Source organism: Humidesulfovibrio sp. (genome assembly GCF_031082295.1).
Lineage (GTDB): Bacteria > Desulfobacterota > Desulfovibrionia > Desulfovibrionales > Desulfovibrionaceae > Humidesulfovibrio.
This window is the reverse complement of sequence record NZ_JAVHLD010000005.1, coordinates 90696-115203: the sequence shown is the minus strand read 5'-3', so window position 1 is coordinate 115203 and position 24508 is coordinate 90696. Positions and strand designations below refer to the sequence as shown.

General features: G+C 67.1%; 28 protein-coding genes and 1 riboswitch. Of the genes, 18 read left to right on the top strand and 10 right to left on the bottom strand.

What is annotated here, in order from left to right; genetic code table 11:
- Genes RDU24_RS04765 through RDU24_RS04750 form a run of 4 tightly spaced genes read left to right on the top strand, consistent with a single transcriptional unit; the run spans position 1 to position 2274 of the window.
- Complete coding sequence (locus RDU24_RS04765) at positions 1-441, top strand: NADH-quinone oxidoreductase subunit B family protein (RefSeq protein WP_308734592.1); 441 nt, start codon at positions 1-3, stop codon at positions 439-441.
- Positions 441-818 (top strand): NADH-quinone oxidoreductase subunit C, encoded by a 378-nt coding sequence (locus RDU24_RS04760; protein WP_308734591.1) that lies wholly within the window; start codon positions 441-443, stop codon positions 816-818. Before RDU24_RS04765 ends, RDU24_RS04760 begins: the two co-directional genes overlap by 1 nt.
- Complete coding sequence (locus tag RDU24_RS04755; RefSeq protein ID WP_308734590.1) at positions 819-1895, top strand: hydrogenase large subunit; 1077 nt, start codon at positions 819-821, stop codon at positions 1893-1895.
- 4 nt (positions 1896-1899) lie between these two features.
- Positions 1900-2274 (top strand): 4Fe-4S binding protein, encoded by a 375-nt coding sequence (locus tag RDU24_RS04750; protein WP_308734589.1) that lies wholly within the window; start codon positions 1900-1902, stop codon positions 2272-2274.
- 222 nt (positions 2275-2496) lie between these two features.
- On the opposite strand, the gene RDU24_RS04745 is transcribed toward RDU24_RS04750, so the two are convergent.
- Positions 2497-2652 (bottom strand): (2Fe-2S)-binding protein, encoded by a 156-nt coding sequence (locus RDU24_RS04745; protein WP_308734588.1) that lies wholly within the window; start codon positions 2650-2652, stop codon positions 2497-2499.
- A 149-nt stretch (positions 2653-2801) separates the two neighbouring features.
- On the opposite strand from RDU24_RS04745, the gene RDU24_RS04740 reads away from it, so the two are divergent.
- From RDU24_RS04740 to RDU24_RS04720, 5 genes are all read left to right on the top strand, one after another.
- Positions 2802-3044: a hypothetical protein gene (locus RDU24_RS04740; protein WP_308734587.1), complete on the top strand. Its 243-nt coding sequence runs from the start codon at positions 2802-2804 to the stop codon at positions 3042-3044.
- A 28-nt stretch (positions 3045-3072) separates the two neighbouring features.
- Complete coding sequence (locus tag RDU24_RS04735; RefSeq protein WP_308734586.1) at positions 3073-3558, top strand: YhcH/YjgK/YiaL family protein; 486 nt, start codon at positions 3073-3075, stop codon at positions 3556-3558.
- A 47-nt stretch (positions 3559-3605) separates the two neighbouring features.
- Positions 3606-4751, top strand: coding sequence for a chromate efflux transporter (chrA, locus tag RDU24_RS04730; protein WP_308734585.1), 1146 nt, complete (start codon positions 3606-3608; stop codon positions 4749-4751).
- A 113-nt stretch (positions 4752-4864) separates the two neighbouring features.
- Positions 4865-6430, top strand: a complete 1566-nt coding sequence (locus tag RDU24_RS04725) for a pentapeptide repeat-containing protein (protein ID WP_308734584.1) — start codon at positions 4865-4867, stop codon at positions 6428-6430.
- A gap of 21 nt (positions 6431-6451) precedes the next feature.
- Positions 6452-6781 carry a cupin domain-containing protein gene (locus RDU24_RS04720; RefSeq protein ID WP_308734583.1) on the top strand — a complete coding sequence of 110 codons (330 nt, stop codon included), beginning with the start codon at positions 6452-6454 and terminating at the stop codon, positions 6779-6781.
- A 17-nt stretch (positions 6782-6798) separates the two neighbouring features.
- Here the strand turns inward: RDU24_RS04720 and RDU24_RS04715 are convergent, their stop codons facing one another.
- The 4 genes from RDU24_RS04715 to RDU24_RS04700 all read right to left on the bottom strand — a co-directional run bounded on the left by RDU24_RS04715 (position 6799) and on the right by RDU24_RS04700 (position 10168).
- On the bottom strand, positions 6799-7491 hold the full coding sequence (locus RDU24_RS04715; RefSeq protein ID WP_308734582.1) for an energy-coupling factor ABC transporter ATP-binding protein: 693 nt from the start codon (positions 7489-7491) through the stop codon (positions 6799-6801).
- On the bottom strand, positions 7488-8219 hold the full coding sequence (locus tag RDU24_RS04710; protein WP_308734581.1) for an ABC transporter permease: 732 nt from the start codon (positions 8217-8219) through the stop codon (positions 7488-7490). The genes RDU24_RS04715 and RDU24_RS04710 overlap by 4 nt, the downstream gene beginning before the upstream one ends.
- 27 nt (positions 8220-8246) lie before the next feature.
- Positions 8247-9065: a substrate-binding domain-containing protein gene (locus RDU24_RS04705; RefSeq protein WP_308734580.1), complete on the bottom strand. Its 819-nt coding sequence runs from the start codon at positions 9063-9065 to the stop codon at positions 8247-8249.
- Between the two features lie 128 nt (positions 9066-9193).
- Positions 9194-10168 (bottom strand): D-2-hydroxyacid dehydrogenase, encoded by a 975-nt coding sequence (locus RDU24_RS04700; RefSeq protein WP_308734579.1) that lies wholly within the window; start codon positions 10166-10168, stop codon positions 9194-9196.
- A gap of 227 nt (positions 10169-10395) precedes the next feature.
- On the opposite strand from RDU24_RS04700, the gene RDU24_RS04695 reads away from it, so the two are divergent.
- Positions 10396-10539, top strand: coding sequence for a hypothetical protein (locus RDU24_RS04695; RefSeq protein WP_308734578.1), 144 nt, complete (start codon positions 10396-10398; stop codon positions 10537-10539).
- Positions 10540-10677: 138 nt separating this feature from the next.
- Here the strand turns inward: RDU24_RS04695 and RDU24_RS04690 are convergent, their stop codons facing one another.
- On the bottom strand, positions 10678-11268 hold the full coding sequence (locus tag RDU24_RS04690) for a TrmH family RNA methyltransferase (protein ID WP_308734577.1): 591 nt from the start codon (positions 11266-11268) through the stop codon (positions 10678-10680).
- 129 nt (positions 11269-11397) lie between these two features.
- On the opposite strand from RDU24_RS04690, the gene RDU24_RS04685 reads away from it, so the two are divergent.
- The 8 genes from RDU24_RS04685 (at position 11398) to cobI (ending at position 19022) form a co-directional block, all read left to right on the top strand.
- On the top strand, positions 11398-11793 hold the full coding sequence (locus RDU24_RS04685) for a response regulator (protein WP_308734576.1): 396 nt from the start codon (positions 11398-11400) through the stop codon (positions 11791-11793).
- An 18-nt stretch (positions 11794-11811) separates the two neighbouring features.
- A complete protein-coding gene (locus RDU24_RS04680) occupies positions 11812-12540 on the top strand; it encodes a histidine kinase (protein WP_308734575.1) in 729 nt (242 codons plus the stop codon).
- Positions 12537-14216, top strand: a complete 1680-nt coding sequence (locus RDU24_RS04675; RefSeq protein ID WP_308734574.1) for a chemotaxis protein CheA — start codon at positions 12537-12539, stop codon at positions 14214-14216. Before RDU24_RS04680 ends, RDU24_RS04675 begins: the two co-directional genes overlap by 4 nt.
- Positions 14217-14269: 53 nt before the next feature.
- Positions 14270-14450, top strand: a riboswitch (cobalamin riboswitch).
- Between the two features lie 132 nt (positions 14451-14582).
- Positions 14583-15512 (top strand): sirohydrochlorin cobaltochelatase, encoded by a 930-nt coding sequence (locus RDU24_RS04670; RefSeq protein ID WP_308734573.1) that lies wholly within the window; start codon positions 14583-14585, stop codon positions 15510-15512.
- Between the two features lies 1 nt (position 15513).
- The gene (locus tag RDU24_RS04665) at positions 15514-16626 is read left to right on the top strand and encodes a FecCD family ABC transporter permease (protein ID WP_308734572.1); all 1113 of its coding nucleotides are present in this window, start codon (positions 15514-15516) and stop codon (positions 16624-16626) included.
- Positions 16623-17426, top strand: coding sequence for an ABC transporter ATP-binding protein (locus RDU24_RS04660; RefSeq protein ID WP_308734571.1), 804 nt, complete (start codon positions 16623-16625; stop codon positions 17424-17426). Before RDU24_RS04665 ends, RDU24_RS04660 begins: the two co-directional genes overlap by 4 nt.
- Entirely contained in the window at positions 17335-18312 is a 978-nt protein-coding gene (locus tag RDU24_RS04655; protein ID WP_308734570.1) for an ABC transporter substrate-binding protein, read from the top strand. The genes RDU24_RS04660 and RDU24_RS04655 overlap by 92 nt, the downstream gene beginning before the upstream one ends.
- Positions 18312-19022: a precorrin-2 C(20)-methyltransferase gene (cobI, locus tag RDU24_RS04650; protein WP_308734569.1), complete on the top strand. Its 711-nt coding sequence runs from the start codon at positions 18312-18314 to the stop codon at positions 19020-19022. The genes RDU24_RS04655 and cobI overlap by 1 nt, the downstream gene beginning before the upstream one ends.
- A gap of 13 nt (positions 19023-19035) precedes the next feature.
- Here the strand turns inward: cobI and RDU24_RS04645 are convergent, their stop codons facing one another.
- The 4 genes from RDU24_RS04645 to RDU24_RS04630 form a co-directional block, all read right to left on the bottom strand.
- Positions 19036-20238 (bottom strand): caspase family protein, encoded by a 1203-nt coding sequence (locus tag RDU24_RS04645; RefSeq protein WP_308734568.1) that lies wholly within the window; start codon positions 20236-20238, stop codon positions 19036-19038.
- Positions 20239-20302: 64 nt separating this feature from the next.
- Positions 20303-21706: a glycerate kinase type-2 family protein gene (locus tag RDU24_RS04640; protein WP_308734567.1), complete on the bottom strand. Its 1404-nt coding sequence runs from the start codon at positions 21704-21706 to the stop codon at positions 20303-20305.
- Positions 21707-21748: 42 nt separating this feature from the next.
- Positions 21749-22126, bottom strand: coding sequence for a hypothetical protein (locus tag RDU24_RS04635; RefSeq protein WP_308734566.1), 378 nt, complete (start codon positions 22124-22126; stop codon positions 21749-21751).
- A gap of 39 nt (positions 22127-22165) precedes the next feature.
- Positions 22166-24505 carry a cysteine synthase gene (locus RDU24_RS04630; protein ID WP_308734565.1) on the bottom strand — a complete coding sequence of 780 codons (2340 nt, stop codon included), beginning with the start codon at positions 24503-24505 and terminating at the stop codon, positions 22166-22168.
- Positions 24506-24508 lie beyond the last annotated feature (3 nt).

Genomic DNA, 24508 nt, shown 5'->3' with positions numbered 1-24508 from the left:
ATGTTCGGATCATTCCTGAAAACATCCCAGGTCAAGAGCCCCTGGCTCATGCACTTCGACTGCGGCTCGTGCAACGGCTGCGACATCGAGACGCTGGCCTGCCTGACCCCTGTGTACGACGTGGAGCGCTTCGGCATCATCAACGTGGGCAACCCGCGCCACGCCGACGTGCTTGTGGTCACCGGCACCGTGAACAAGCGCAACGCCGTGATCCTGAAAAACATCTACGACCAGATGCCGAGCCCCAAGCTCGTCATCGCCATCGGCGCCTGCGGGTGCTCCGGCGGCGTGTTCCGCGAGGCCCCGAACGTTCTGGGCGGCGTGGACAAGGTCATCCCCGTTGACGTGTACGTGCCTGGCTGCCCGGCCAAGCCCGAAGCCATCATGGACGCCGTTGTCACGGGTCTGGGCAAGCTCAAGGGCATTCTGGAGGCAAGCTGATGTGTATTGAAGCAACCGCCATCACCCCGGCCCAGCTGGTGGCCGAGGTGACGAAAATCAAGGCCGAGGGCTACCGGTTCGTCACCATGTCGAGCGTCGAGCTTGACGAGAAGAACATGGAAGTCCTGTACCACTTCGACCGCGACCTGAAGCTCAAGAACCTGCGCGTGCAGGTGGAGAAGGGTGGCAAGCTGCCCTCCATCTCCGGCGTGGTCTTTGCCGCCTTCCTGGTGGAAAACGAGATCCGCGACCAGTTCGCGCTCTCCTTCGACGGGCTGGTGCTGGACTACCAGGGCAAGCTCTACAACGAGACCGTGCAGACCGCCGCCAGCTCGCCCTTCTGCAAATACGCCGTGAGCAAGAAGGAGGCGAACTAAATGGCCCGCACCGTCATCCCCTTCGGGCCGCAGCACCCGGTGCTGCCCGAGCCCATCCACCTGTCGCTTGTGGTCGAGGACGAGAAGGTCGTCGAGGCGCTGCCCACCCTGGGCTACGTGCACCGCGGCCTGGAAATGCTCGCCGTCAAGCGCGACTACAACCAGATGATCCAGATCGTGGAGCGCGTCTGCGGCATCTGCTCCATGATCCACTCCCTGTGCTACTGCCAGGGCATTGAGGAAATGATGGGCATCGAGGTGCCCCGCCGCGCCAAGATGCTCCGCGTGGTCTGGAGCGAGCTGCACCGCCTGCACAGCCACCTGCTGTGGCTGGGCCTCTTTGCCGACAGCTTCGGCTTCGAGAGCCTGTTCATGCAGCTGTGGAAGATCCGCGAGCGCGTCATGGACCTGAACGAGGCCACCACCGGCAACCGCGTCATCGTCTCGGTGAACGTGGTCGGCGGCGTGCGCGCCGACCTGGACGAGAGCCAGATCCGCTGGATCAAGGACACCCTGGTGGAGGTCGAGGCCAGCATCAAGAGCCTGCAGTCCACCATCATGAACGACTCCACCGTGTGCAAGCGCACGGTGGGCGTGGGCGTGCTGACCAAGCAGGCCGCCTATGACCTGGGCGCCGCCGGCCCCATGCTGCGCGGCAGCGGTGTGGCCCAGGACATGCGCCAGCTCAAGTACGCTGGCTTCGACGAGATCGCCTTCGAGCCCATCGTCGAAACCGCCGGCGACTGCTGGGCGCGCAGCACCGTGCGCTTCCGCGAGTCGCTCCAGTCCATCGACCTGGTGCGCCAGGCCCTGGACAAGCTCGACGGCTCCGAACTGGCCGTGAAGGTCAAGGGCAAGCCCGAGGGCGAGGTCATCACCCGCGTGGAGCAGCCGCGCGGCGAGTGCCTGTACTACTTGAAGGGCAACGGCACCAACAACCTGGAGCGCGTGCGCATCCGCACCCCAACCTTCGCCAACATCCCGCCCCTGGCAGCCATCCTGCCCGGGCTCGACTTCGCTGACGTGCCGGTGGTGGTCCTGTCCATCGACCCCTGCATCAGCTGCACGGAGAGGTAGAACCATGAAAATGCTGCCAACCGTCATCTCCAACCTGTTCGGCAAGGCCGCCACGAGGAACTATCCGTTCTACGTGCGCGACAACTTCGAGCACGCCAGAGGCGAACTCATCAACGACATCGAGAAGTGCATCTTCTGCGGCACCTGCTCGCGCAAGTGCCCGTCCCAGTGCCTCACCGTCACCAAGGACAAGACCGAGGGCACCTGGGCTCTTGAGTTCTTCGCCTGCGTCGGCTGTGGCGTGTGCGTGGACGTGTGCCCCGTGAACTGCCTGTCGCAGAAGACCAGCCACCGGCCCGTGGCCGTGGAGCGCGCCGTCATCACCATGACCGGCAAGCTTCCCGAGCGCCCGGCCAAGAAGGACAAGCCCGCCGAGTAGGCCGAGTCCCGGACGAAACGACGCAGCGCCCGTCAGGCTTCAGCTTGGCGGGCGCTGTTTATTTCGGCGCTATATATATTTAAAGAAGCAGGCGGGCCTGTGGTCGGGCTAGCAGCAGGGGCCGTTGGCCTCGCAATCGGAGCAGTCGTCCGGCTCTGGCGCCGCAACTCCAGCTTGCTCCTGCAACACCTTGCCCACCACCTGGCGGACTTCGGCGATACATCAGCACCCTTTGGGGTTTTTCGTGGCGCACTGGCTCTGGCCGGACTTGAGGGTGGCCTTGATGCGCTCAATGAGCGTGGAGCGCCCGTTCAGGACCAGGTCCTGTTCAATGTCCTTGGCGGTGAAGCCGAAGCAGTGGCAGATGATTTTACTCATGGGGGGGTATCCTCGCCCATTCACTTAGCCACTTTTTCACCAAAGGCAAGTGACATGTGGGGGGGCTGGCGCTCACCGCCTTGACGCCGCGAGGCGTGCTCCCTACAAGAAGCTACGCCGACATCACGCCGACAACCAAGGATGTCCTCATGAAACGACTGTGCGCCACCTTTGCCGTCCTGGCCCTGGCATTTTACCTGCCCGCCGCAGGTCTGGCGAGCGACATGATACCCAAGCCCCTGCCGCCCGTCTCGACCGACGCCCCCAAGCCCGCCGGAAAGCCGATCACCGCCCAGGACTACCTGCGCGACCGCCTGCCCCAGAAGCAGTCCGCCAAACCGGGCAAGCCGGTCAAGCCGGTGGGAACCAAAAACCCGGCCTCGCTGCAATAGCGGCCGCCGCACGAACTGGGAGGCACCCATGATCCTCGACGCCTTGGAGAACTGGCAGCTCTACTCGCAGCGCCCCGCCTGGCAGAAGGCCTTCGCCTGGGTGCTGGCCCTCACGCCGGACACGGCCCTGGGCGAGCACGCCATCGACCTCTGCGGCAACGGCCGCGCGGACATGTACGGCGTGGTCTTCGACTTTCAGACCAAGAACCTGCTCGACACCACGCTCGAGGCGCACCGCGTCTACGCGGACCTGCACGTGCCGCTCACCGGGCCGGAGGTCCACGCCCGCTTCTGCCTGGAGGAACTCACCGCCAAAACGCCCTATGACGAGGCCACGGACGCGGCCCAGTACAACCACCCGGACCGTTTCAACGCCCTGTTCACGCTGCACCCCGGCCAGTTCGCGCTGTACCTGCCGCACGACGCGCACTTAAGCCAGTGCAAGACCACCCCGGCCACGCAGACCGTGCGCAAGGCGGTGGTCAAGATCCGCGCGGAACTGCTGCTCCCGTGAGTCCGGGCTCGCAATCCCCCCAAGCGGACACGACCTCGGACACATGCTTGCCACCCGCCCGGCCCAGCCTGGCAGACATCTTCCGCTGCTTTTTGCGCGTGGGCGCCACGGCCTACGGCGGCCCGGCCATGATGCCGCTCATGCGCGACCATATCCTGAAGCGCGGCTGGCTCGACGACGAGGGCTTCAAGGTGGGGCTGGCGGTGTGCCAGGCCATCCCCGGCGGCACGCTGATGCAGATGGCGGCCTACACCGGCCTGGTGCTGCGCGGCCTGCCCGGCGCCCTGGCGGGCTTTTTCGGCTTCGCGGTGCCCGCCTGCCTGCTCATCACCGCGCTCTCGGCCCTGTACCACGCCATGCAGGGCGTGTCGCTCACCACCTCGGCCATGGCGGGCCTGTCCAGCGTGGTGCTCGGCATCATCGCGCTGGCGGTGTACGATTTCTGGCTCAAGTACGCGCATGGCCCGCGCCGCGTAGTCATGACCGGGCTTGCCTGCGCGCTGTTCCTGTCGGGCGTCAGCCCGGCCTGGATCATTCTGGGCGCGGCGCTTGTCGGGCCGGTGGTCTTCCGCGACGAAACCGCCCCGCCGGTGCGACTGCCCGAGTCCCCGGTGCCGGTGCGCGGGGTGCTGCTGCTGGCTGCCCTGGGCCTGGCCTGGCTGGCCGCCACCTTCGCAGCGGCCCCGCTGCTGTTCACGCTGTCGCTGTCCATGGCCAAGAGCGACCTCATGGCCTTTGGCGGGTACGGGGTGTTCCCGGCGCTGTACCACGAGGCCGTGGACCTGCATCAATGGATGAGCGCGGCCACCTTCATGGACGGCATGGCCCTGGCACAGGTGACGCCCGGCCCGTTCATGCTCGGGGCCTGCTTCGTGGGCTACCACATCGCGGGGCTCTTGGGCGCGCTCACGGCCGGGGTCTGGATCTTCACGCCGTCGTTCTTCATCCTCATGCTCACGGTGCCCCACGCCAACCGGCTGCTGGGCTGGCAGCCCTTCCGCCGGGCGCTGGCGGGCGTGCTCTCCACGCTCGGCGGGCTCATCCTGGCCGTGGGCATCGAGCTCGCGCGGTCCATGCAGTGGTCGTGGCTCAAGGCCGCGCTGTGCGTGGCGGCCACCATCGCCCTGTACAAGCGCGTCGACCCCATATGGGTGGTGCTGTGCGGGGTGGGCTTGGGGTTGTGGCTGCTGTAGCCACTTGACTCCGGCCCGCTTATCCTGCTTATATTCCTCGCTGATACAGGCCGCCGCGTATGGCGCGGCCCGGCCACGTGCCCCCACAGGCTCCAGCCCCACGCGAGGCCCCCATGCCCTGCTGCAAATGCGAAGAACACGAGTGGCCCGACCCGCAGCCCGTGATCTACACGGATGAGGCGGACAGGAAGGAGTACTGCCTGTTCCACGCCCCGGCGGACAAGAAGGGCATATCTGTCGATGAGTTCAATGAGCGGGTGTTCGCGCGCATTGCTGCGGTGAAGGCCAGGAATGAGGCCGAAGGCAGAAATGAATTGTGCGACCTTTCCGGTGCCATTATTCCTGACTTCACTACCGGTTGGTTCGACAAGCCCCTCTCTCTTCCCCCATTGAAATTTGACGGTGCGATATTTTGTGGCGTAGCATATATCGAGCCTGAAACACGCTTTGACCATGTCAGCTTTCTTTCAACAACCTTCAATGACGTTGCCTGTTTCGAGTCGACAGAATTCATTGGAAGAGCAACTTTTGATAACGCAACGTTCTCCAAAGAGACGGTTTTCTATGGCGCAAAGTTCCACTACAGAGCGACTTTTGACGGTGTTTCGTTTAGAGGAAAGTTGTATTTTCAACAAGCCACTTTCAATAGTGAAGCCTCATTCCGAAATGCCGCTTTGAGCGAAGAAGCTGATTTCGATCTCGTCAAATTCTTCGGCTGGGCTGATTTTTCACTTGCCAGATTTGGAGGCGCTGTCTTATTTCGGCAAGTAACCTGTAGCCAGTCCGTATACTTTGAGATGGCGAAGTTTGGCGATGTAGCAGACTTCACGCTCACTCATTTCTTTGGAACGACAAACTGCACGAACACAACATTTGACGGATTGACAAGTTTCGAACAAACAACGTTCAATAATGTAACCTTTTATTCCTCGGAATTCGTAGGGCAAGCAAACTTCACAGGAGCGATATTCAACAGACTGACGACGTTGTATAGGCTCAAAGCACATACCAACGCCCTACTTTTACACTCTCTCTCCGCATCCTCCCTCTCCATCTTCGACTTCACCAGCATGGAAACGGAGTGCCTCTCTTTCAAGGGCTGCAACTGGCCGGAGAGGCTTTTGCCGGAGGTGATATATGGACCGGACCACAAGGCCTGCGAGGAACTGTACCGCAGCCTGAAACAGAAAGCCGCCAGCGAACACGACCAACCAATGGTCTCCAAGTGGCACTACCGGGAAAAGCTCATGGGGCTCAAGATGCTCATCGTAGGCATCCCACAGGCCATGCCGCTGCTTGACGAGATTGAAGAGAAAACGACCCCCGCGTGGCGCAAGGTTCAGGCAGCCGCACAGCTTCTTCGCTTGGCCCCCGGCCTGCTGCTGTCCCTCAACTTCTGGTACTGGGCCGTCAGCGGCTACGGCGAGCGCGAGAAACGCGCCGGTGTGTTTCTGGCATTCCTGGCCGTGCTGCCCTTCGTGCTGAACGCCTTCCCGCACCCCATCGAGTCGTTCTGGTTCAGCACGCAGGTGAACGATGCTCTGTCACACTTCCCCTTCGCAAAAGATATCCCAGGCCAGGGCGGCTGGCTGCGCCTCGGAAAGGGCATCAGCCAACTGCTCATCACCCTCCAGGCCACCATCTTCGCCTTCGCCCTGCGCAACCGCTTCCGGCGCTAGCCGCCCGCAAGGAGCACCCGCATGGACACACCCCCCTACGCCATCGCCGGACGCGAGGTCATCGCCGAGACGGACACCCTGCGCGTGGTGCTCATGACCCTGGCCCCGGGCCAGGCCACGCCCTGGCACCACCACAGCGAAATCACGGACACCACCTTCGCCCTCACCGGCGCGGTGCGCGTGGAGATTCAGCCGGAAACGGGGCGCATCGAGCGGCGCGAGCTGTTCCCCGGCGCGCCCTGCCGCATCGAGCCCGGAGTGGTGCACCGCGTGGTCAACGCCGGCGGCGACAACTGCTCGTTTCTGCTGGTGCAGGGCCTGGGGAAGTACGATTTCCTGAAGGCGGAGTAACCGGAAGCTTACGAGCCTTAAAGCTCGCCCAAGATTTCGCCGGTAATGCGCCCCTCGTCCATCAGCAGCACCCGGTCGGCGCAGGACTTGAGCCAGTCCACGTCGTGGCTGGCGATGACCAGCGTGGTCCCGCGCGACTCGCGGGCGGCCAGCACGGCCTGCTGCACGAAGCCGACGCTCGCGCGGTCCAGGCCGGTGGTGGGCTCGTCCAGCAACAGCGCCTCGGGCGTGAGCGCCAGCCGCGCCGCCAGGGCCACGCGCCGCGCCTCGCCGCCGGAGAGTTCGCGCCAGGAGCGCGGGCCGAACTCCACGAAATCAAGCCCCACCAGGCCCAGCGCCTCGGCCAGGGCGGCCTGCGAAACGGGCTGGCCGCGCAGCTTCAGGCCAAAGGCCACGTTGGCCGCCACCGACCGCTTCAAGAGGCAGGTGTCCTGCCCCAGGAGCACGGCCCGGCGGCGCAGCAGGTGCCCGGCGCGATAGCCCGCGGCGTCCACCACGCGCCCGTCGAAAGAAAGTTCGCCCGCGCTCGGCGCCAGCAGAAAGCCCAGCAGCTTGAGCAGGGTACTCTTGCCGCTGCCGTTGTGCCCCACGAGCCCAAGGATGCTCCCGCGCTCGATGGACAACTCCGGCACGTGCAGCACGGCGTTGGCCGTGGCAGGCTCGCCGTAGCCGACCACCACCCCGCGCAGGGAATACAGCGGCGCGCTCACGGCCTGACCCCGCCGGGCTGAGCCCCGCCCTGGCGCCCGTTCGACCTGCCGCGCAGGAGCGCCACCAGCAGATTCACCACCAGGGCCACGACCATGAGCACGAATCCCAGCGCGATGCCCGTGGCGAACTCGCCCTTGCCGGTTTCCAGCGCGATGGCCGTGGTGATGGTGCGCGTCTGCCATTTGATGTTGCCGCCCACCATCATGGCGATGCCGACCTCGCTCACGATGCGGCCGAAGGCCGTGGCCGCGGCCAGCGCCATGGCGAAGCGAGCCTCGACCAGCGTGGCCAGCAGCAGTTGCCAGCGGTCCGCGCCAAGCGACAGCAGGGTCTCGGTCAGGCGCGTGTCCGTTGACTCCACCGCCGTGGCGGTCATGGAGACGATGATGGGCAGGCCGAGCAGCGTGAGGCCGAGCGCCATGCCCGGCACGGTGAAGAGCAGGCCCCACTCGCCCAGCGGGCCGCGGGCGGTCAGGAGCGCGTAGACGATGAGGCCGATGACCACAGTGGGCAGGGAGAGCATCCAGTCCACGAACAGGCGCGCCGCCCGGCGGCCGGGAAAGCGGAAATGCCCCAGGGCGAATCCCAGGGGCAGTCCCAGAAGCAGGCTGGCGAAGAGCGCCAGGGCCGTGACGCTGGCCGTGGCGCCGACGGCCGAGAAGGTCTCGGCGTCGAGCGACAGCAGAAGCGCCACGGCCTGGCTCAAGCCCTCACTGAAGTAGTCCATGTTCCTCCGCCCGCTGGCGGCCTGCCGCTACTTGGCGGCGTTTGGGAAAAACAGCTGCTTGCCCTCGAGATTGAAGGACGCGATGGCCTTCTGCCCCGCCGGGGACACGAACCATGCCTCAAGCTTCCTGGCGGCGGCGTGCTTGATCTTGACGCACTTGGGCGCCAGCTGGATGATGCTGTACTGGTTCAGCAAGGCCTTGTCACCCTCTGAGAGGATGGCCAGGCCGGACTTGCCCTGGTCCTTGGCCTCGTACTTGATCCAGGTGCCGCGGTCGGTCAGGGTGTAGGCCCCGCGCTCGGCGGCGATGCGCAGGGTGGCCAGCATGCCCTGGCCCACGCCGATGTACCAGGAGTCCTTGTCCGGCACGGGCAGGGAGGCCACCTTCCAGAGGTTCTTCTCCATCTTGTGGGTGCCGGAGTCGTCGCCACGGCTGGCGAAGGAGGCCTTGGCGGCGGCGATGGCCTTCAGCGCGTCGGCCACGCCCCTGCCCTTGATCTTGGCGGGATCCTTCACCGGTCCCACCAGCACGAAGTCATTGAACATGAACTCCGCGCGGGACACCCCGAAGCCGTCCTCTATGAACTTCTTCTCCGCGCCGGGGGCGTGGACCATCAGCACGTCCACGTCGCAGTTCTTGCCGTGCTCCAGCGCCTTGCCGGTGCCCACGGCGATCCAGCGCATGGCAAGCCCCGTGTCCTTCAGGACCATGGGCTCAAGGTAGTCCAGCAGGCCGGTGTCGGCGGTGCTGGTGGTGGTGCCGATCTTGATGTCCTCGGCGGCGAGGGCCGTGCTGGCGAAGGCAAAGGCCGAAAGCATGGCCAGGACGATGATGAGTTTGCGCATGAGGGTCCTCCGATGTGGCTCGACTGTTCTATGCCAAATTAGGCACATGTCGCAAATGACACAACAACGCGGAGGTGTAAAGGGCCGAGTCAAATGATGAAGCCATGGCACCAGATGCGGCGGCGGGGCTATGACGCCCGGTTCACCACGTTCTGGGGCGCCCCTGCCAGGAAGGCAGCGAGGTTGGCCGCCACGCCGGCCATGAGCCGGGTGCGCGCCTCCAGCGAGGCCCAGGCCACGTGCGGGGTGATGAGGCAGTTGGGGGCTTTGAGCAGCGGGTTGTCGGGCCGGATGGGCTCCACGCGGACCACGTCGAGCGCGGCCCCGCCGAGCTGCCCGGAGCTGAGGGCCCGGGCCAGGGCGGCCTCGTCCACAAGCTGGCCGCGCGCCGTGTTCACCAGGCAGGCGGTGGGCTTCATGAGGCCGAGCAGGCGCGCGTCCACCATGTTCTCGTTGTCCGCCGTGAGCGGGCAGTGCAGGCTCACCACGTCGGCGCTGGCGAAGAGCTCGTCCAGCCCGGCGAAGGCGAAGGGCTCGTAGCCGGGCGCGGGCTTGGGGCGCGGCACATGGGCCAGCACGTTCATGCCGAAGGCGTGGGCCAGGGCCGCCACCTTTTGCCCGATGGCCCCGAAGCCCACCACGCCGAAGGTCTTGCCCGCAAGCTCCACCGGCGCGGCGTCCCAGAAGCAGAAGTCGGGCTGGGCGCTCCAGCGGCCTTCGGCCACGGCGCGGGCGTGGCGCGAGGTGTGGGTGAACATCTCCAGCACCACGCTCAGGACGTGCTGGGCCACCGAGGGCGGCGAGTACCCCGGCACGTTGCACACGGGGATGCCCCGACGCGCGGCGGCGGCGATGTCCACCACGTTGTAGCCCGTGGCCAGCACCAGGATGCACTTCAAGTCCGGCAGCGCGTCGATGAGCGCGGCGTCGAGCACGGTCTTGTTGGTGAGGAGCACCTCCGCCCCAAGCGCGCGCTCCAGCACCTGCTCCAGCGACGTGCGGTCGTACACGGTCAGTGGGCCCAGGTCGGCCAGGGCCTGCCAGGAAACATCCTGGCCCATGGTGTAGCCGTCCAGCACGACGAGGCGAGGTCTTGCGGTCATGGCGGTCCCCTTTCGGCGCAAGCGGCGCCTTCGGGGTATCTATCCCTTGCGGGGCGGGCCTGACAAGGGCGGGCACGGCGCAAACATGGGCCGCACGGGCAGGGAGCGGCAAATGCCTGCCCCGCTGTCCGTGCCGGGGCAAACCCCCTTGACATTTTGCGGCATTCCGGTGAAATAGAACCGCTTCGGCCATCAGGCCCGGCAAAGAACGCACGGAGGAATCACACATGCTCGGCGAACTCTTGAAAGACATGGCCCACAGCACCACCCAGGGCACCGTCGGTGTTTCCCTGATCTTCATCTACCTGGCCTGGATCATCACCGTGGCCCTCATCCGCATCAAGCAGGGCAAGGCGGAAGGCCACCACTAGGCCACCGCGCTTGCATGCCGGAACCCGCTTCCGGCCTGACCATAGAGAAAAACAAAAGACTGTCCGGGTCGCCGCGCGCGATCCGGTCAGTCTTTATTTTTTCTTGAAGCGTTTGGCTCTGATAACGCCGGGCCGGGCCTACCTGTCGGCCCAGTCCAGTTCCAGCGCGGCCAGCTCCTCGGGGCTGAAGGCCGGGGTGTCGAGCAGTCCGGCGCGCCGGCGCTGGGAAAAGGCCTCGTAGAGAATCACCGCAGCGGCGACGGACACGTTCAGGCTCTGCACCATGCCCTGCATGGGGATGTAGAGTTCCTCCGCCACGCCCTCCACAAGCTCGGGCGACGCGCCCCGGTGCTCGTTGGACAGGATCACCGCCGTCGGCTTGGTGAAGTCGAAGTCGTACAGCGGCTTGGCCGTTTCGGAAAACCCCGTGCGGATGACCTGGACCCCGGCGGCCGCGAACTGCCCCAGCATCTCAGGCCCGTCCGTGTGGCCCACGCGCTCCACCCATTTCTTGGCCGAGGCAGAGGACTTCTTGCCCAGCTCCGGCCATTTCTCGGTGGTGTAGTACAGGTGCACGCGGAACAGCCCAAAAGCGTCGCAACTACGCAAAATAGCAGACACATTGTGCGGGTCCCAAATGTTGTCCATGACCAGCGTGAAGTCGCGCTGGCGCTTGGCCAACACGCTTTTGATGCGCTCGGTGCGCTCAGGTGTGATGAATCCTCGCATGGGCGGGCTTCTACCTGAGAACAAGCCGCCTGCGCAAGTGCCCACCTTTCTGCGAATTTCCTGTTGACTTAGCTAGGAAATATGCGATTCTACGTACTGCTACAACACCCACCGAAGCGGAGGATACGTATGCGCGCACTCATCGCCGAAGACGAATTTCTTGGCCGCAAGGTGCTCACGGCCTTTCTGAGCACCCTGTTCGAGGTCGATATCGCCGTCAACGGCAAGGAGGCCGTCGCAGCCTTCCAAATGGCTCATGACGAGGGCAAGCCTTACGACTTGATCCTCATGGACATCATGATGCCGGAACTGGACGGGCTGGAGGCGCTGACGCAGATCCGCGCGAAGGAACACGAAAACAAGCTGCGGCCCCAGGTCAAGGTGCTCATGACCACGGCCCTTGACGACGCCAAGACCGTCATCCGTTCCTTCCACGACGGGGAGGCGTCGGGCTACATCATCAAGCCCTTGAGCAAGGACAAGCTCTTCTCAGAACTTCAGAAGCTTGGCTTTGTCATCGAATAGGACAGCAACGGAGCGACTTTGAGCGACGCCCTGACCGAAGAATTTTTCGCTGAAGTCAGCGACAAATATTACCCGCAGGTGCTGGAGGGACTCGGCCACCTGAGCGAAGGCGATGTCGCTGGCGGCATCGAGATCCTCTCGCGCCCGCTGCACACAATCAAAGGCGTCACCGGGTTCATGCCCGGCTTCGAGTCCGCCAGTTCCTTCACCCACGCGGTGGAGAGCTTCCTCAAAAAACTCCAGTCCGGCAGCCTGCCGCACAGCGCCGACAACATCTCCCTTGCCGCGCACGGCGTGAATTCCATCTTCGCCGTCATCGAGCAGATTCGCGACCTGGGCGCGCCCGACAAGGCCGAAATGGACGCGGTATGCGAGGTGCTTGAGGCTGCCAGCGGCGGCGGAGCGGGCCAGGCCGGTCCTGCTGGCGAGTCCTGCCTCAAGGTTGAGCAGGTGGACGGACGCGCCGTGGTGCGCATCACGACCGCGCGCGTGCACCGCAAGCACCACCGCGACCAGATCGTGGGCGCCATCATCACCCAGCCCCAGGAGACCCCCGTGGTGCTGGACCTGACCGGGGTCAAGACTTTCGGCTCAAGCGCCTGGGAGGACATCTCCACCCTGGCCGGACACTGGAGCATCAGCGTGCGCGGGCTCGCGGGCGCCGCGCGCGAAACGTTCCACGCCAGCGACATGGACACGGTCCTGGCCGTCATGCAGGCGGAAGCAGCCACCGGAGAAGCCTCATGAGGGATATTGTCGACCAGTGCATGGAAGGCATGGAGGACAAGGTCCTCCGGCTTGAGGAAGGCAAGCCCGGTCCCGAGGCCGTGCGCGAGGCCCTCGACACTTTAGGCATCTCCCACCTGAAGCTGGCCTCGGCCCAGCTCACGGCCCTGCTCGACATGTTCGCCGACGGCATCAGCCCGGTGAACGAGGGCCTGGTCACTTCGCTCTTGCGCGTTTGCGAGGCCCACCGCAAATTTCTGCTGACCCTGGCCGGGGTGCTTGACCAACCCCGCGCGGCCATTGTCGCCCCCGCGCCAGCCCCAACGCCCGAAGCGGCGCCAGAGTCGGCCTCCGCCCCGGTGTCGGCAACGGCCCCGGAATTGACCCAAGAGCACAAGCCCGCTGTCAGCAGCGCAGCCACCGAGGCGGACGAGCTTGAGCACCTGAAGCACGCCCCCCTGGAAGACGCCGAAAAACAGGTCGAGCAGGCCGGACAGGGCGCCAAGCAGAGCATCACAAGCATCCGCGTGCCCACCGAGCGCCTGGACAGCCTCATCGAGCTGGTCGGCAAGCTCATGGTCACCTTCGCCGTGCTCTCCCAGAGCGGCACGCGGGGGGCCACCCTCTCGGCCTCCACCCTGGCCGAGCTCGACACGGTCATCACCGGCCTGCAGACCCAGGTGGACGCCATCCGCCTGGTGCCCCTGCGCCAGATTTTCCTGCCCATGAACCGCCTCGTGCAGAGCCTCGCCCAGAAGATGCAGAAGAAGGTTCGGTTCACCATCACCGGCGACGAACTGCCCCTCGACAAGACCATCGTGGAGTGCCTGAACGAGCCGCTGGTGCACCTGCTGCGCAACGCCCTGGACCACGGGCTGGAAGCGCCCGAGGAGCGCGCCCAGGCTGGCAAGGACGAAACCGGCAGCGTGAACCTCACGGCCTGGCGCAAGGGCGACACGGCCTTTGTGGAGGTCTCCGACGACGGCCGGGGCATCAACGCCGCGCGCGTGCGCGCAAAGGCCGAGGAGCGCGGGCTCATCGAACCGGGGGTGGAACTCTCCGAAGAGGAAACCATCCAGTTCATTCTCGCCTCCGGCTTCAGCACCGCCGAGAAGGTCACCGACGTCTCCGGGCGCGGCGTGGGCATGGACGCCGTGGCCAACGCCGTGCGCACCACGCTTGGCGGCGACATCCTCATCGCCAACCGCCCGACCGGCGGCTCCACCTTCACCTTGTCCATCCCGCTGTCGCGCTCGGTGAACGAGGGCATCGTGGACGCGCTCGTCTGCCGCGTCGGGCCAGAGACCCTCATCCTGCCCTCACGCGACGTGCTGGAAATCTTCGCCCCCCGCCAGAGCGACATCGTGGCGCTGCCGGACGGCGGCGAGACGGTGAGCGTGCGCGGCCAGATCTACCACCTGCTGCGCCTGTGCCGCCACCTGGAACTGAGTGAAACCGAGTCCAGCATCGAGAACGGGCTCATCGTCACCGTGCGCATGGGCAACGCCAGCGCCGCGCTGCTGGTGGACGAGGTGCTGCGCCAGCAGCAGGTCGTGGTCACAGGCTTCACCGTGCCGGTGCAGGAGATCTTCGGGCTGCCCATCCTGGGCTTCGGCATGATGGGCGAGAGCGACGCGCTGGTGCTGGACATCGAGAAGCTGCTGGCCAGCCTTGCGCCCCCGGCGGACGCACGCTGAGCCGACGCTTGACCCGGCCCGACTCCCCTGCTTGACACCCCCGACAGCGAAGACTAACAGTCCATTTGTTCGGTGCCCGAAAGGGCGAAGAGGGAATCCCGTGAAATTCGGGAGCGGACCCGCCGCCGTGAACCCCGCAAAAAGTCGGCCCCCGCGCGCGCCACTGGGAGATATCCTGGGAAGGCCGGGGCCGATGGGGTGAGTCGGAAGACCTGCCGGACGTTTGCTATTGCTTCTCGTCGGCAACGAGGGCTTTTGTCCGACGGGACATATCAGGGACGAATACGGGCATCCCTTTCCGCCAATCCGCGCGGGAAGGGATTTTTTGTTGTCCCCGCACCAGCCCCTCCACACTGGAGGTCCTTCATGCGTCCATCCGTTTCCGCACACGCGCTGCGCCTGCTCTCCTGCGCCCTGCTCGCCTCCGTTCTGCTCGCGTTGGCCCTGCTCTTGCCGCACGCCGCCCAGGCCGGGCACGGGCACAAGGCCGCGGACAAGCGGGGCATCCTGCTGGTGGCCTTCGGCACCAGCGTGCCCGAGGCCGTGCAGGCCATCGACGCCCTGAAGGCCGAGGCCGAGGCCGCCTTCCCCGGCGTGCCGGTGCGCCTGGCCTATTCGTCCAAGATCATCCGCGACAAGGTCGCCAGACAGGGCATCGTCCGGCCCTCCCCGGCACAGGCCCTGGCCGACATGGCCGCCGAGGGCTTCACCCAGGTCGCCGTGCAGTCCCTGCACGCCATACCGGGCCGCGAATTCTCCGACATCACGGCCACGGCGGAGGCCTTCCAGGCCATGCCCAAGGGCATCGCCCACGTGAGCGTTGGCCGCCCGCTGCTCCACAGCCATGAGGACATCGCCAAGGCCGCCGAGGTCATCCTGGCCGCCCTGCCCCGGCACAAGAAGGACGAGGCCGTGCTGCTCATGGGCCACGGCACCGACCACCCGGCCAACGCCGCCTACGCCGCCCTGCAGCTGGCCCTGTGGAAGCGCGACAAGAGCGTCTTCATCGCCACGGTGGAGGGCACCCCCGGCCTTGACGAGGTGCTGCCCGAGCTGAAGCGCCGGGGCGTGCGCCTGGCGCATCTGGTGCCCCTCATGAGCGTCGCCGGCGACCACGCCATGAACGACATGGCCGGGGCGGACGCCGACTCCTGGGCCTCCAGGCTTCGGGCCGCGGGCATCGCCTCCAGGGCGGAGATGCTCGGCCTGGGCAGCCGCCCCGCTGTGGCCGCGCTGTGGATAGACCACCTGCGTGACGCCGTGAAGCAATTGCCCGCGACACGAAAGGCCGACTAGCATGACCGCCAAGGCCGGAGACGACCGCGCGAAACCGCGCGACCGCAACAGCGGAATCCGGGGGGCCAAGGCCCTCTGGATCGCGCTGATCTGCGCGGCCTCCCTGGCCTCGGCCCTCATCGCCTGCGGGCTGGGGAGCTTTCCCTCCACGCCGGGGCAGACCCTGAACGCCCTGCTGGGCGCCCTTGGCTTCGCCACCGCGCGGCCCGTGGACCCGGCGCTGTCCGTCGTGGTGGTGGACATCCGCCTGGCGCGCGTGGCCCTGGCCTGGCTCACGGGGGCGTCGCTGGCCACGGCGGGCTGCGTGTTCCAGGGCGTTCTGCGCAACCCCCTGGCCGACGCCTTCACCCTGGGCGTCTCCGGCGGCGCTGCCTTCGGCGCCAGCGTGGCCATCATCTTCGGCTTCGCCGGAGGCGCGATCGCCGACAGCTTGGGCGGCCTGGGCGGCGGCACCGGGATTCTGCCCCTGTTCGCCCTGGCGGGTGCGCTGCTGGCCCTTGCGGCGGTGCTGGCCCTGGGGCGCATCGGCGGTGGCGGCATGCGGCGCGAGACCATCGTGCTGGCGGGCATCGTGGTGTCCACCTTCCTGTCCGCGCTCATCTCGCTGCTGAAATCCTTGGACGAGGAGAGCGTGTCCAGCATCGTGTTCTGGATCATGGGCAGCTTCCAGGGGCGCGGCTTCGAGCACGTGCGCCTGGCGTTGCCGTACATGGCCGTGGGCCTCGCGCTGGTGCTCTGGCGCGCGCGGGAGCTGGACTTGCTGGCTCTGGGCGAAGGCCAGGCGCGGCTTTTGGGCCTCGATGCCGGACGCTCGCGGCTGTGGCTGCTCATCGGCGCGAGCCTGTTGTCCGGCGCGGCGGTGGCCGTGTCCGGGGTCATCGGCTTCGTGGGGCTGGTGGTGCCGCATCTTTTGCGCCTGGTCCTGGGCGCCGGGCACCGCACCCTGCTCCCGGCCTCGGCGCTCTTGGGCGGACTGCTGCTGCTGTGGAGCGACGTGCTGGCGCGCAGCGTGCTGCCCGGCGGCGCGGAGCTGCCCGTGGGGGTGGTCACGGCGCTCATCGGCGGGCCGTTCTTCTGCCTGCTGCTGGGCAGGAAGTCCCAGGGGGCCGCATGATCCGCGTCACCGGCCTGCACGTGAACTATGGCCGCCGCGAGGTGCTGCGCGGCATCGACCTGCGCGTGGGGCGCGGCGAGCTTGTGGGCCTGCTCGGCCCCAACGGTTCGGGCAAGACGACCCTCATCAAGGCCCTGGCAGGACTTTTGCCCGCCGCTTCCGGGCGCGTCGAGATCGGCGGCGCGGACATCCGCTCGCTGTCGCACCGGGAACGGGCGCTGCGCCTGTCCTGCGTGCCGCAGCGGGTGGAAGCCCCGACTGGCTTCAGCGTGCGCGAGCTGGTGCTCATGGGCCGCTTCGCGCGCAAGGGGCTCTTGTCCGGCCCGCTCTCCGACTATGGCCCGGACGACCACGCCGCCGCCGAGGCCGCCCTGCGCGACGCACGGGCGCTCGACCTGGCGGGGCGGCAGGCCTCGGAGCTTTCCGGCGGCGAGTTGCAACGGGTGTTCCTGGCGCGGGCCCTGGCCCAGGGCCGGGACCTGCTGCTGCTGGACGAAGCCGTCTCCGCGCTGGACATGGCGAGGCGAGTGGAGGCATACGACCTGCTCGCCGCGCTGAACCGGACCGGAAGCACCGTGCTCTCGGCCCTGCACGACCTGAACCTGGCCGCGCTGTACTGCCCGCGCCTGGTGTTCCTGAAGGACGGGCGCATCACCCTGGACGGCCCGACCGCTGAGATATTTACGGAATCGAATCTGAAGGACATCTATGAGACGGACATTCGCGTGGCCGCGCACCCCGTCACCGGCGCGCCCCAGGCGCATCTGGTGCCTGGCGCTGGCGCTGCTGCTCTCGGCTGAGCCCATACACGCGGGCGTCAGCGCCACCGACGACCAGGGCAGGGAGATCCGCCTGGAGCGTCCGGCGCAGCGCGTCATCGCGCTTTACGGGGCGTTCAACGAGATCCTGGACGGCCTGGGCCGCACGGGCGTCATCGTTGCGCGCACCAACGCCGACAGGCTGCCCGCCAGCATCGCCAAGCTGCCCGTCATCGGCACGCACATGCGCCCCAACATCGAGGCCGTGCTGGCCCAGAAGCCGGACCTGGTGCTCCAGCTGGCGGGCCGCAAGGAGGCCTCCCTGCCGGTGGAGGCCCTGCGCAGGCACGGCATCAACGTGGCCGTGTTCCACGCCTCGACCTTTGCCGAGCTGTTCTCCGTCATCCGCCGGGTGGGCGCGCTGACCGGCGCCGAGCCCCAGGCAGAGGCCATGGTGCGCGGCATGGAGGCCCGGCTGAGCGCCCTGGACGCCCGGCTGGCCGCGTTCCCTCAGCGCCCGCGAGTGTTCTTCGAGGTGCGCTCGCCCAACATGCTCGCCGCCGGGCAGGGCGGGCTGGTGGCCGAGATCATCCGCCGCGCCGGAGGAGTGAACTGCGTCGCGGACACGGCCAAGTTCTCGCGCCTGAGCGAGGAAGAGATCATCCGGCTGGCGCCCGAGGCCTACATCATCCAGCGCGGCCCCATGAACCCGGCCCCCCTGCCGCTGACCAGCCGCCCGCGCCTGCGCGCCATTCCGGCGGCGGCGAGCGGCCGAGCATGGTTCGTGGACGAGCAGAAGTACTCGCGGCCCGGCCCGCAAAGCATCGACGCCGCGGAAGAGCTCGCCGCCCTGCTGCACCCAGGAATCCCGGCACCGGCCAAGGGTCGCGCCACTGACTACAACCACACGAAGAGCAAGGACAAATAATGACCCGCTACGGTACTCTATTCGGAATCGGCGTCGGCCCCGGCGACCCGGAGCTCATCACGCTCAAGGCCGTGAACCGGCTGAAGCAGGTGGACGTGGTGTTCGCCGCCGCCTCCACCAAGAACGAGGCCTCCCTGGCGCAGTCCATCGCCGCGCCGCACCTGCGGGAGGGGGTCACGGTCATCCGCCTGGACTTCCCCATGACCCGCGACGAGGCCGTGCTGGCAAGCGCCTGGCGCAAGAACGCCGACATCGTGGCCGGGCAGCTTGCGCTTGGCAAGGACGCCGCGTTCCTGACGCTGGGCGACCCGCTGACGTACAGCACCTTCGGCTACCTCTTGCGCACCCTGAACGGCCTGCTCTCGCAGATTCCGGTGCAGGTCATCCCGGGGGTGACGAGCTACCAGGCCGCGGCGGCGTTCACGGGCCGGGTGCTGGCGGAGAGCGGCGAGAACCTGGCCGTGGTGTCCGGCGTGGCCGAGGAAGCGGAGCTTGAGCGCATCCTCTCCGCCGCGGATTCCGCCGTGATTTTGAAAGCCTACAGAAACATGCCGACCATCCGCCGGGTGCTGGCCAAGCTCGGCCTGGCCGACTCCGCCGTGTTCGTCACCCGCCTGGGGCACGAGGGCGAGGAGGTCATCACCGGCCTCAATAACGTGCCGGACAAGCCGAGCTATTTCTCGCTGCTTTTGGTGCGGCGGGGGGCATGAGGGAGCGGGTCGTCTAGGGGAGGCGCACCAGCCAATCCTCGCCCTCTCCGCCGAAAGAATTCTTGGCCTTGACGCGAATGGCCGACAGTTCCCTTCCCAACTCGCCGGTGTAGTTCGTGGTAAGGGGTGTGCCTCCAAAGAGACCTCCCAAAAGGCCAACGCCGACCCTGAAGTCGCATTGAAAAATCAACACCCTACCCTGAAGCTGAATGTTGGTGATGCTCACCAGGCGGGTGTGCTCCGTGGCCCCCCCCGCAGTCCCGACCAACTGGCCATCCTTGACGGAAAATTCGATGACCATGGGGCTTGGCGTCTCCTTGTGCCCCCAGGCGATGGCGTACCTGCCCGCGAGACTGTTGGCCAGGTCGTCCTGCCAGGCCTGTGACTGGTCGACCGTCGGGAGCGCCTCCTTAGGCGGAACGGCCAGGGCCAGCTGCTGGGGCGGGACGGCCTGGCCACCCGCGCCCGGCCGGAAGTAGAAATCGCCCGTGAGGCTTGAGGACTCCCACGGAATCTGCCGCTTGTCCGTGTCGCGGATGACGCCGATGCGGGTCTGCTTGAGCACGTCCTCCACCTTGAGGCCAGGGGTGCGCATGGTCCGCAGCAGGTGCTGGGTGTACACGCCGTTCTTGCCAGCGCCGTCCGCGGCCACGCTGTCCGGGGCCGTGGCGTAGGCGATGAGCGTGCCCATGGGCGCGTCCATCTTGGCCAGGCCCTGCCCGGCGTTGCGCCAGGCCCGGGCAAAGGGGTTGTTGCGGCAGGCGTCCAGGATCACCAGGTTGAGCGGGTTGCCCGCGTTCTCCATGCGCCCCAGCACCAGGTTCACGTCCAGGCAGCGCACCTTCACGTCCTGCTCGATCTGGAGGTTTGCGTCCACGGGCACCAGGTAGTTCACGCCCTTCACCTGCATGCCGTGGCCCGCAAAGAAGAACAGGCCGGTGCCGCCCTTTTTCAGACTGGTCCAGAACTGGTCCACGGCCTGTTCCATCTGGGCCAGCCCGGCGTTCTCGCGCAGGATGACCTCGAAGCCCAGCTCGCGAAGGGCGGCCGCCATGTCACGGGCGTCGTTGACGGGGTTTTTAAGCGGCCCGGCCTTGTACGCGCCGTTGCCGATGACCAGGGCCACCCGGCGTTCAGGCTGCGGGGCGGCAACGGCTGGCGCGGCCAGCAGGAGGACGAGGCAAGCGAGGGACAGCAAGCGGACGAAGCGGCGCATGAATACACCTCCTGGTGCGCATATACGTACCAGGAAAACGAAACCCCCTGCAAGGGGGCCAGCCCTACTCCACCAGCAGCATGTGCAGGTCGCAGACGTTGGTCATGGTCGGGCCGGTCTTGTACAGCCCGCCGATGGCCTCAAAGAAATGGTAGGAGTCGTTGGCCCCAAGCGCCGCGGCGGTGGACAGGCCCAGCGCGCGGGCGCGGTCCAGCATCATGGTGGAGGCGTAGGCCCCGGCGGCGTCCGTTGGGCCGTCGGAGCCGTCGGTGGAGGCCGAGAGGAAGCTGATGGCGCGGCCGTGCTCCGGGTCGCGCTCCAGCTCGGCCAAGAACGCCAGGGCCATCTCCTGGTTGCGGCCGCCCTTGCCCTCGCCGATGAGCGTGACCACGGTCTCGCCGCCCAGGATCACGCAGGCCGGGCGCTTCACCAGCATCTCCGAGCGCCGCACGTCGAGCGCGATGCCCGCCAGGAACTTGGCCACCTCCCGCGCCTCGCCCGTGAGCAGGCAGGTCAGGGGCGCCACGTTGTAGCCCAGCTCCCGGGCCTTGTCGCAAGAAGCCAGCAGGGCCGCGTGGTTGGTGCCGATGAGCAGGTTCGTGGCGTGGTCCAGGGCCGGGTCGCCGGGCTTGGGCGTCTCGGCGATGTCTCCCGCCGCGCCGAGTTCCAGGCAGCGCACCACCTCCGGCGGCAGCTTGGGCGCGAGCCCGTACTTCTCCACGATGGCCTGGGCCTGGGCGTAGGTGCTCTCGTCGGCGCTGGTGATGCCCGAGGCGATGGTGTCCAGGCGGTCGCCCACGACGTCCGACAGGATGAGCGAGAGGCTGGTGGCGGGCGCGAGCAGGCGCAGGAACCGCCCGCCCTTGAGCTCGGAGAGGTGCTTCCTGACACAGTTTATCTCGCGGATGTCGGCCCCGCAGGCCAAGAGCGCGCGGGTGACTTCCTGCTTGTGGGCCAGGGTCAGCTGAACTTCACGCCCGCCGTCCACGTAGGCCATGGGCGCGGGCAAAAGCGCGGAGCCGCCGCCGGAAATAAGGTTGATGACCAGCGTCTGCTCGTCGGCTTCCCGCGCCAGCTCCGCGATGCGCAATGCCGCCTGCACCCCGGCCTCGTCGGGCATGGGGTGTCCGGCCTCGGCCTGCTCGATGCGGGTCAGCTTTTCCGTGTGGCCGTATTTGACACACACCAGGCCGCCAAATTCCATGCGAGGCGAAATGCGGTCGCCCAGCAGCTCCTCCACGGCGCGGGCCATGCGGCCCGAGGCCTTGCCGCAGCCCAGCACCAGAATGCGCCTGAAGCGCGACAGGTCCACCACGTGGCGCTGCTGCTCCAGTTCCGCCACCAGCAGGTCGCCGCCGCCAGTGTGCTCAAGGCGCAGGCGGTCCTTCAGCATGCCGTAGGGGTCGATGCGCGAAAGGGCTGCCTCGAAGATGGCGCGCAATTTCAGGTACTGGGGGTCTGTTTCCATGGAAAGGCTCCAGACGAGGTTGGGGAGAGGTGCAGGTCGGGCTCAGGACCGCCGGAGGTCGAGGCGCCAGGCCGCAAGGCGCGGCCCGAAGTACAGGGTCAAGAGCACCAGCACCCACAAGCGTCCTGCGAGCAGGTTGTAGTCGGCCAACAGCCGCTGCCAGCTGTGGCCCATGACGTAATGGCCGAAGCCGAATTCGAAGGCCACGGTGGCAAGCGTCCAGAACAGTCCCAGGGCCACGAGGCGGGCCTTTGGGCGCGCGCCCACACGGGCCACGAAGCGGAAGATGAGCACCAGGAACAGCGCGCAGCCGACGAGGGTGCCGAGCACGTGGGCCACGGGCTCGCCGACGACGGGCTGCAGGAGCAGGACCCTGAGCGCGCCGAGGCCCACCGCCAGGGCGGCGAAGAGAAACCACATCAGTGTCGCGTAGAGCCAGAACATGACGTCGCGGCGGCGCTACAGCGAGTAGACGCGCGGCCCCTGCGCCGTGTCCTCGACGCGGTAGCCGCAGGAAGTCAGGCGCTCGCGCAGGGTGTCGGAGGCGGCGAAGTCCTTGGCCTTGCGCGCGGCCTCGCGCTCGTTCACCAGGGCGCGCACGGCTTCCGGCAGGCAGTCGCAGGCCACGGGCATCTGGGAGAGGTCGAGGATGCCGAGCACCGCGTCGGCGGCTTCCAGCTGCTGCAGGCACAGGGTGGCTGAAGCGCCATTCATGGTTCCGGCGGAAGTCCCTGTGGCCGACAGCCAGCCGTTGACCAGCTTCACGAAGGTAAAGAGCTTGGGCCAGTAGCGGTGCAGCGACAGGTCGTCCTCCAGGGCGCCCGCCAGCCCGGCCTTCAGGTCGAACACGGCCTGGGCCACGTCCTCGGGGACGTCCTTCCCCTTCCTCCCGTCGGCGGGGCCTTGCGCCAGACGCAGCCCGCAGGCGGCCTCCTGCACCTTGTGCCAGTTGCGCGCCCACATGGACAAACTCTGCGCCGAGGCCGACAGCGGCTTGCGATAGGCCGCGGAGAGCAGCCACAGGCGCAGCCCGCCGGCGTTTCCAGCCTGGCCGCCCGTCCGGGAGATGATCTCGTCCAGGTCCAGGGCCACGCCCTCCTCTCGGGCCAGCTTGCGGTCCGCCAGCCAGGCCTTGGGCTCCACGCCCGCCGCGCTCCAGACCACGCGCAGGTTCTCCAGGTGCGGGAACTGGTGGTCCTCTCCGGCCACGAGCACGTCCACCCGGCCCAGCGCCGCGAGGCCCGCCACGGCGATCTGCACGAACCAGCTGGGCCGCACGTTGCCCCACTCGGTCTCGATGACGTCGCCGAGCTTCAGGTCCTGCAGGCTGGCGCGCTTGAGCAGGGTGAAGTCCAGCGGGTTGTCCTTGACGTAGTCGTCCAGGTCCACGGTCTTGCCCACGGAGAGCTTGTCCATGTCCATCAGGTGCATGCTGCCGTAGCGCTTGTCGCGGCGCACGTCGAAGTACACGCTTCTGAGCTTCTCGTAGGCCTGGCCCTTGCCCAGGAGCTTGCGGCAGATGTCCAGCGACTGCGGCACCGAGGCCGAGGCGGGCTCGAAGACGGTCTCCGGCAGCAGGCGCAGGGCCTTGGCCCGGGCCTTGATGCGCTCGAGGACCCCGGCCACGTAGTCCGCGCGGGAGAGCCCGGCGGCGCGGGCCGAGGACAGGGTGCGGTCGTCCAGGTCGGCCAGGCCGACGGCGACCTTGACCTGCGCCCCCCGGGAGCTCAGGTGGCGGGCCAGGACATCGGACAGCACCAGCCGCCGCCAGGCGTCCGGGTCGTCGGGCTCGTCCAGGCTGGGGCCGATGGTGTAGATGTTGAGCGAACCGGCGGCGTCGATGACGGCCTTGTGCCCGGTGGCCAGGTTCATCAGGCGCAGGCCGTCCTGGGCCTTGGGCGCGAAGAGCGGGGTGGACAGGTAGCGCTCGCCGCTGTCGGGAAAGATGACCACGATGTAGCCGGGCTGCCCTTCCGCCTCCAGGCTGGCGGCGAGCTGGAGCGCCCCGGCCATGGCCGCGCCGGAGCTCATGCCCACGAACAGGCCCTCCTCGCAGGCCAGCTTGCGGCACATGGAGAAGGCCTCCTCGTCCTCCACGTGGAGGATCTGGTCCAGGGCCTTCTTGTTGTAGATGCCCGGCGGGTAGGACTCGTGCATGTTCTTGAGGCCCTGGATCTTGTGGCCCGCGAAGGGCTCCACGGCGACGACCCTGACGCCGGGGTGCTCGTGCAGGCGCTTGGCCACGCCCATGGCCGTGCCCGAGGTGCCCAGCGTGACCACGGCGTGGGTCACCTGGCCGTCTGTCTGCTCCCAGATCTCAAGGCCGGTGCCGTTGTAGTGGGCCTCGATGCTGGCGGGGTTGTTGAACTGATCCATGAGCACGTACTTGTCGGGCTCGGTGCGGGCCAGGCGGTAGGCCTCCTCGATGGCGCCGTCGGTGCCCATGCGGCCCGGGGTCAGGCGTATCTCCGCGCCGAAGCCGCGCATGATGCGCTTGCGCTCCTCGCTGGCGGAGTCGGGCATGAGCAGGAGCATCTTGTAGCCCTTGACCGCTGCCACCATGGCCAACCCCACGCCGGTGTTGCCGCTGGTCGCCTCGATGATGGTCTTGCCGGGTTTCAGCTCGCCGCTTTTCTCCGCCGCCTCGATCATGGCCACGGCCACGCGGTCCTTGATGGAGCCTCCGGGGTTCATGAACTCGACCTTCGCCATGATTTTGACGTTGGGGTACGGGTTCAGGCGGCGGATTTCCACCAGGGGCGTGTTGCCCACGAGCCTCAATATGTCCGTGCGCTGCATGGC

What these genes read in the sequence shown, in the direction of transcription:
- RDU24_RS04765 (WP_308734592.1), top strand. Translation starts at nt 1, where the DNA reads ATGTTCGGATCATTCCTGAAAACATCCCAGGTCAAGAGCCCCTGGCTC.
- RDU24_RS04760 (WP_308734591.1), top strand. Translation starts at nt 441, where the DNA reads ATGTGTATTGAAGCAACCGCCATCACCCCGGCCCAGCTGGTGGCCGAG.
- RDU24_RS04755 (WP_308734590.1), top strand. Translation starts at nt 819, where the DNA reads ATGGCCCGCACCGTCATCCCCTTCGGGCCGCAGCACCCGGTGCTGCCC.
- RDU24_RS04750 (WP_308734589.1), top strand. Translation starts at nt 1,900, where the DNA reads ATGAAAATGCTGCCAACCGTCATCTCCAACCTGTTCGGCAAGGCCGCC.
- RDU24_RS04745 (WP_308734588.1), bottom strand. Translation starts at nt 2,652, where the DNA reads ATGAGTAAAATCATCTGCCACTGCTTCGGCTTCACCGCCAAGGACATT.
- RDU24_RS04740 (WP_308734587.1), top strand. Translation starts at nt 2,802, where the DNA reads ATGAAACGACTGTGCGCCACCTTTGCCGTCCTGGCCCTGGCATTTTAC.
- RDU24_RS04735 (WP_308734586.1), top strand. Translation starts at nt 3,073, where the DNA reads ATGATCCTCGACGCCTTGGAGAACTGGCAGCTCTACTCGCAGCGCCCC.
- RDU24_RS04725 (WP_308734584.1), top strand. Translation starts at nt 4,865, where the DNA reads ATGCCCTGCTGCAAATGCGAAGAACACGAGTGGCCCGACCCGCAGCCC.
- RDU24_RS04720 (WP_308734583.1), top strand. Translation starts at nt 6,452, where the DNA reads ATGGACACACCCCCCTACGCCATCGCCGGACGCGAGGTCATCGCCGAG.
- RDU24_RS04710 (WP_308734581.1), bottom strand. Translation starts at nt 8,219, where the DNA reads ATGGACTACTTCAGTGAGGGCTTGAGCCAGGCCGTGGCGCTTCTGCTG.
- RDU24_RS04705 (WP_308734580.1), bottom strand. Translation starts at nt 9,065, where the DNA reads ATGCGCAAACTCATCATCGTCCTGGCCATGCTTTCGGCCTTTGCCTTC.
- RDU24_RS04700 (WP_308734579.1), bottom strand. Translation starts at nt 10,168, where the DNA reads ATGACCGCAAGACCTCGCCTCGTCGTGCTGGACGGCTACACCATGGGC.
- RDU24_RS04695 (WP_308734578.1), top strand. Translation starts at nt 10,396, where the DNA reads ATGCTCGGCGAACTCTTGAAAGACATGGCCCACAGCACCACCCAGGGC.
- RDU24_RS04690 (WP_308734577.1), bottom strand. Translation starts at nt 11,268, where the DNA reads ATGCGAGGATTCATCACACCTGAGCGCACCGAGCGCATCAAAAGCGTG.
- RDU24_RS04685 (WP_308734576.1), top strand. Translation starts at nt 11,398, where the DNA reads ATGCGCGCACTCATCGCCGAAGACGAATTTCTTGGCCGCAAGGTGCTC.
- RDU24_RS04675 (WP_308734574.1), top strand. Translation starts at nt 12,537, where the DNA reads ATGAGGGATATTGTCGACCAGTGCATGGAAGGCATGGAGGACAAGGTC.
- RDU24_RS04670 (WP_308734573.1), top strand. Translation starts at nt 14,583, where the DNA reads ATGCGTCCATCCGTTTCCGCACACGCGCTGCGCCTGCTCTCCTGCGCC.
- RDU24_RS04665 (WP_308734572.1), top strand. Translation starts at nt 15,514, where the DNA reads ATGACCGCCAAGGCCGGAGACGACCGCGCGAAACCGCGCGACCGCAAC.
- RDU24_RS04660 (WP_308734571.1), top strand. Translation starts at nt 16,623, where the DNA reads ATGATCCGCGTCACCGGCCTGCACGTGAACTATGGCCGCCGCGAGGTG.
- RDU24_RS04655 (WP_308734570.1), top strand. Translation starts at nt 17,335, where the DNA reads ATGAGACGGACATTCGCGTGGCCGCGCACCCCGTCACCGGCGCGCCCC.
- cobI (WP_308734569.1), top strand. Translation starts at nt 18,312, where the DNA reads ATGACCCGCTACGGTACTCTATTCGGAATCGGCGTCGGCCCCGGCGAC.
- RDU24_RS04645 (WP_308734568.1), bottom strand. Translation starts at nt 20,238, where the DNA reads ATGCGCCGCTTCGTCCGCTTGCTGTCCCTCGCTTGCCTCGTCCTCCTG.
- RDU24_RS04640 (WP_308734567.1), bottom strand. Translation starts at nt 21,706, where the DNA reads ATGGAAACAGACCCCCAGTACCTGAAATTGCGCGCCATCTTCGAGGCA.
- RDU24_RS04635 (WP_308734566.1), bottom strand. Translation starts at nt 22,126, where the DNA reads ATGTGGTTTCTCTTCGCCGCCCTGGCGGTGGGCCTCGGCGCGCTCAGG.
- RDU24_RS04630 (WP_308734565.1), bottom strand. Translation starts at nt 24,505, where the DNA reads ATGCAGCGCACGGACATATTGAGGCTCGTGGGCAACACGCCCCTGGTG.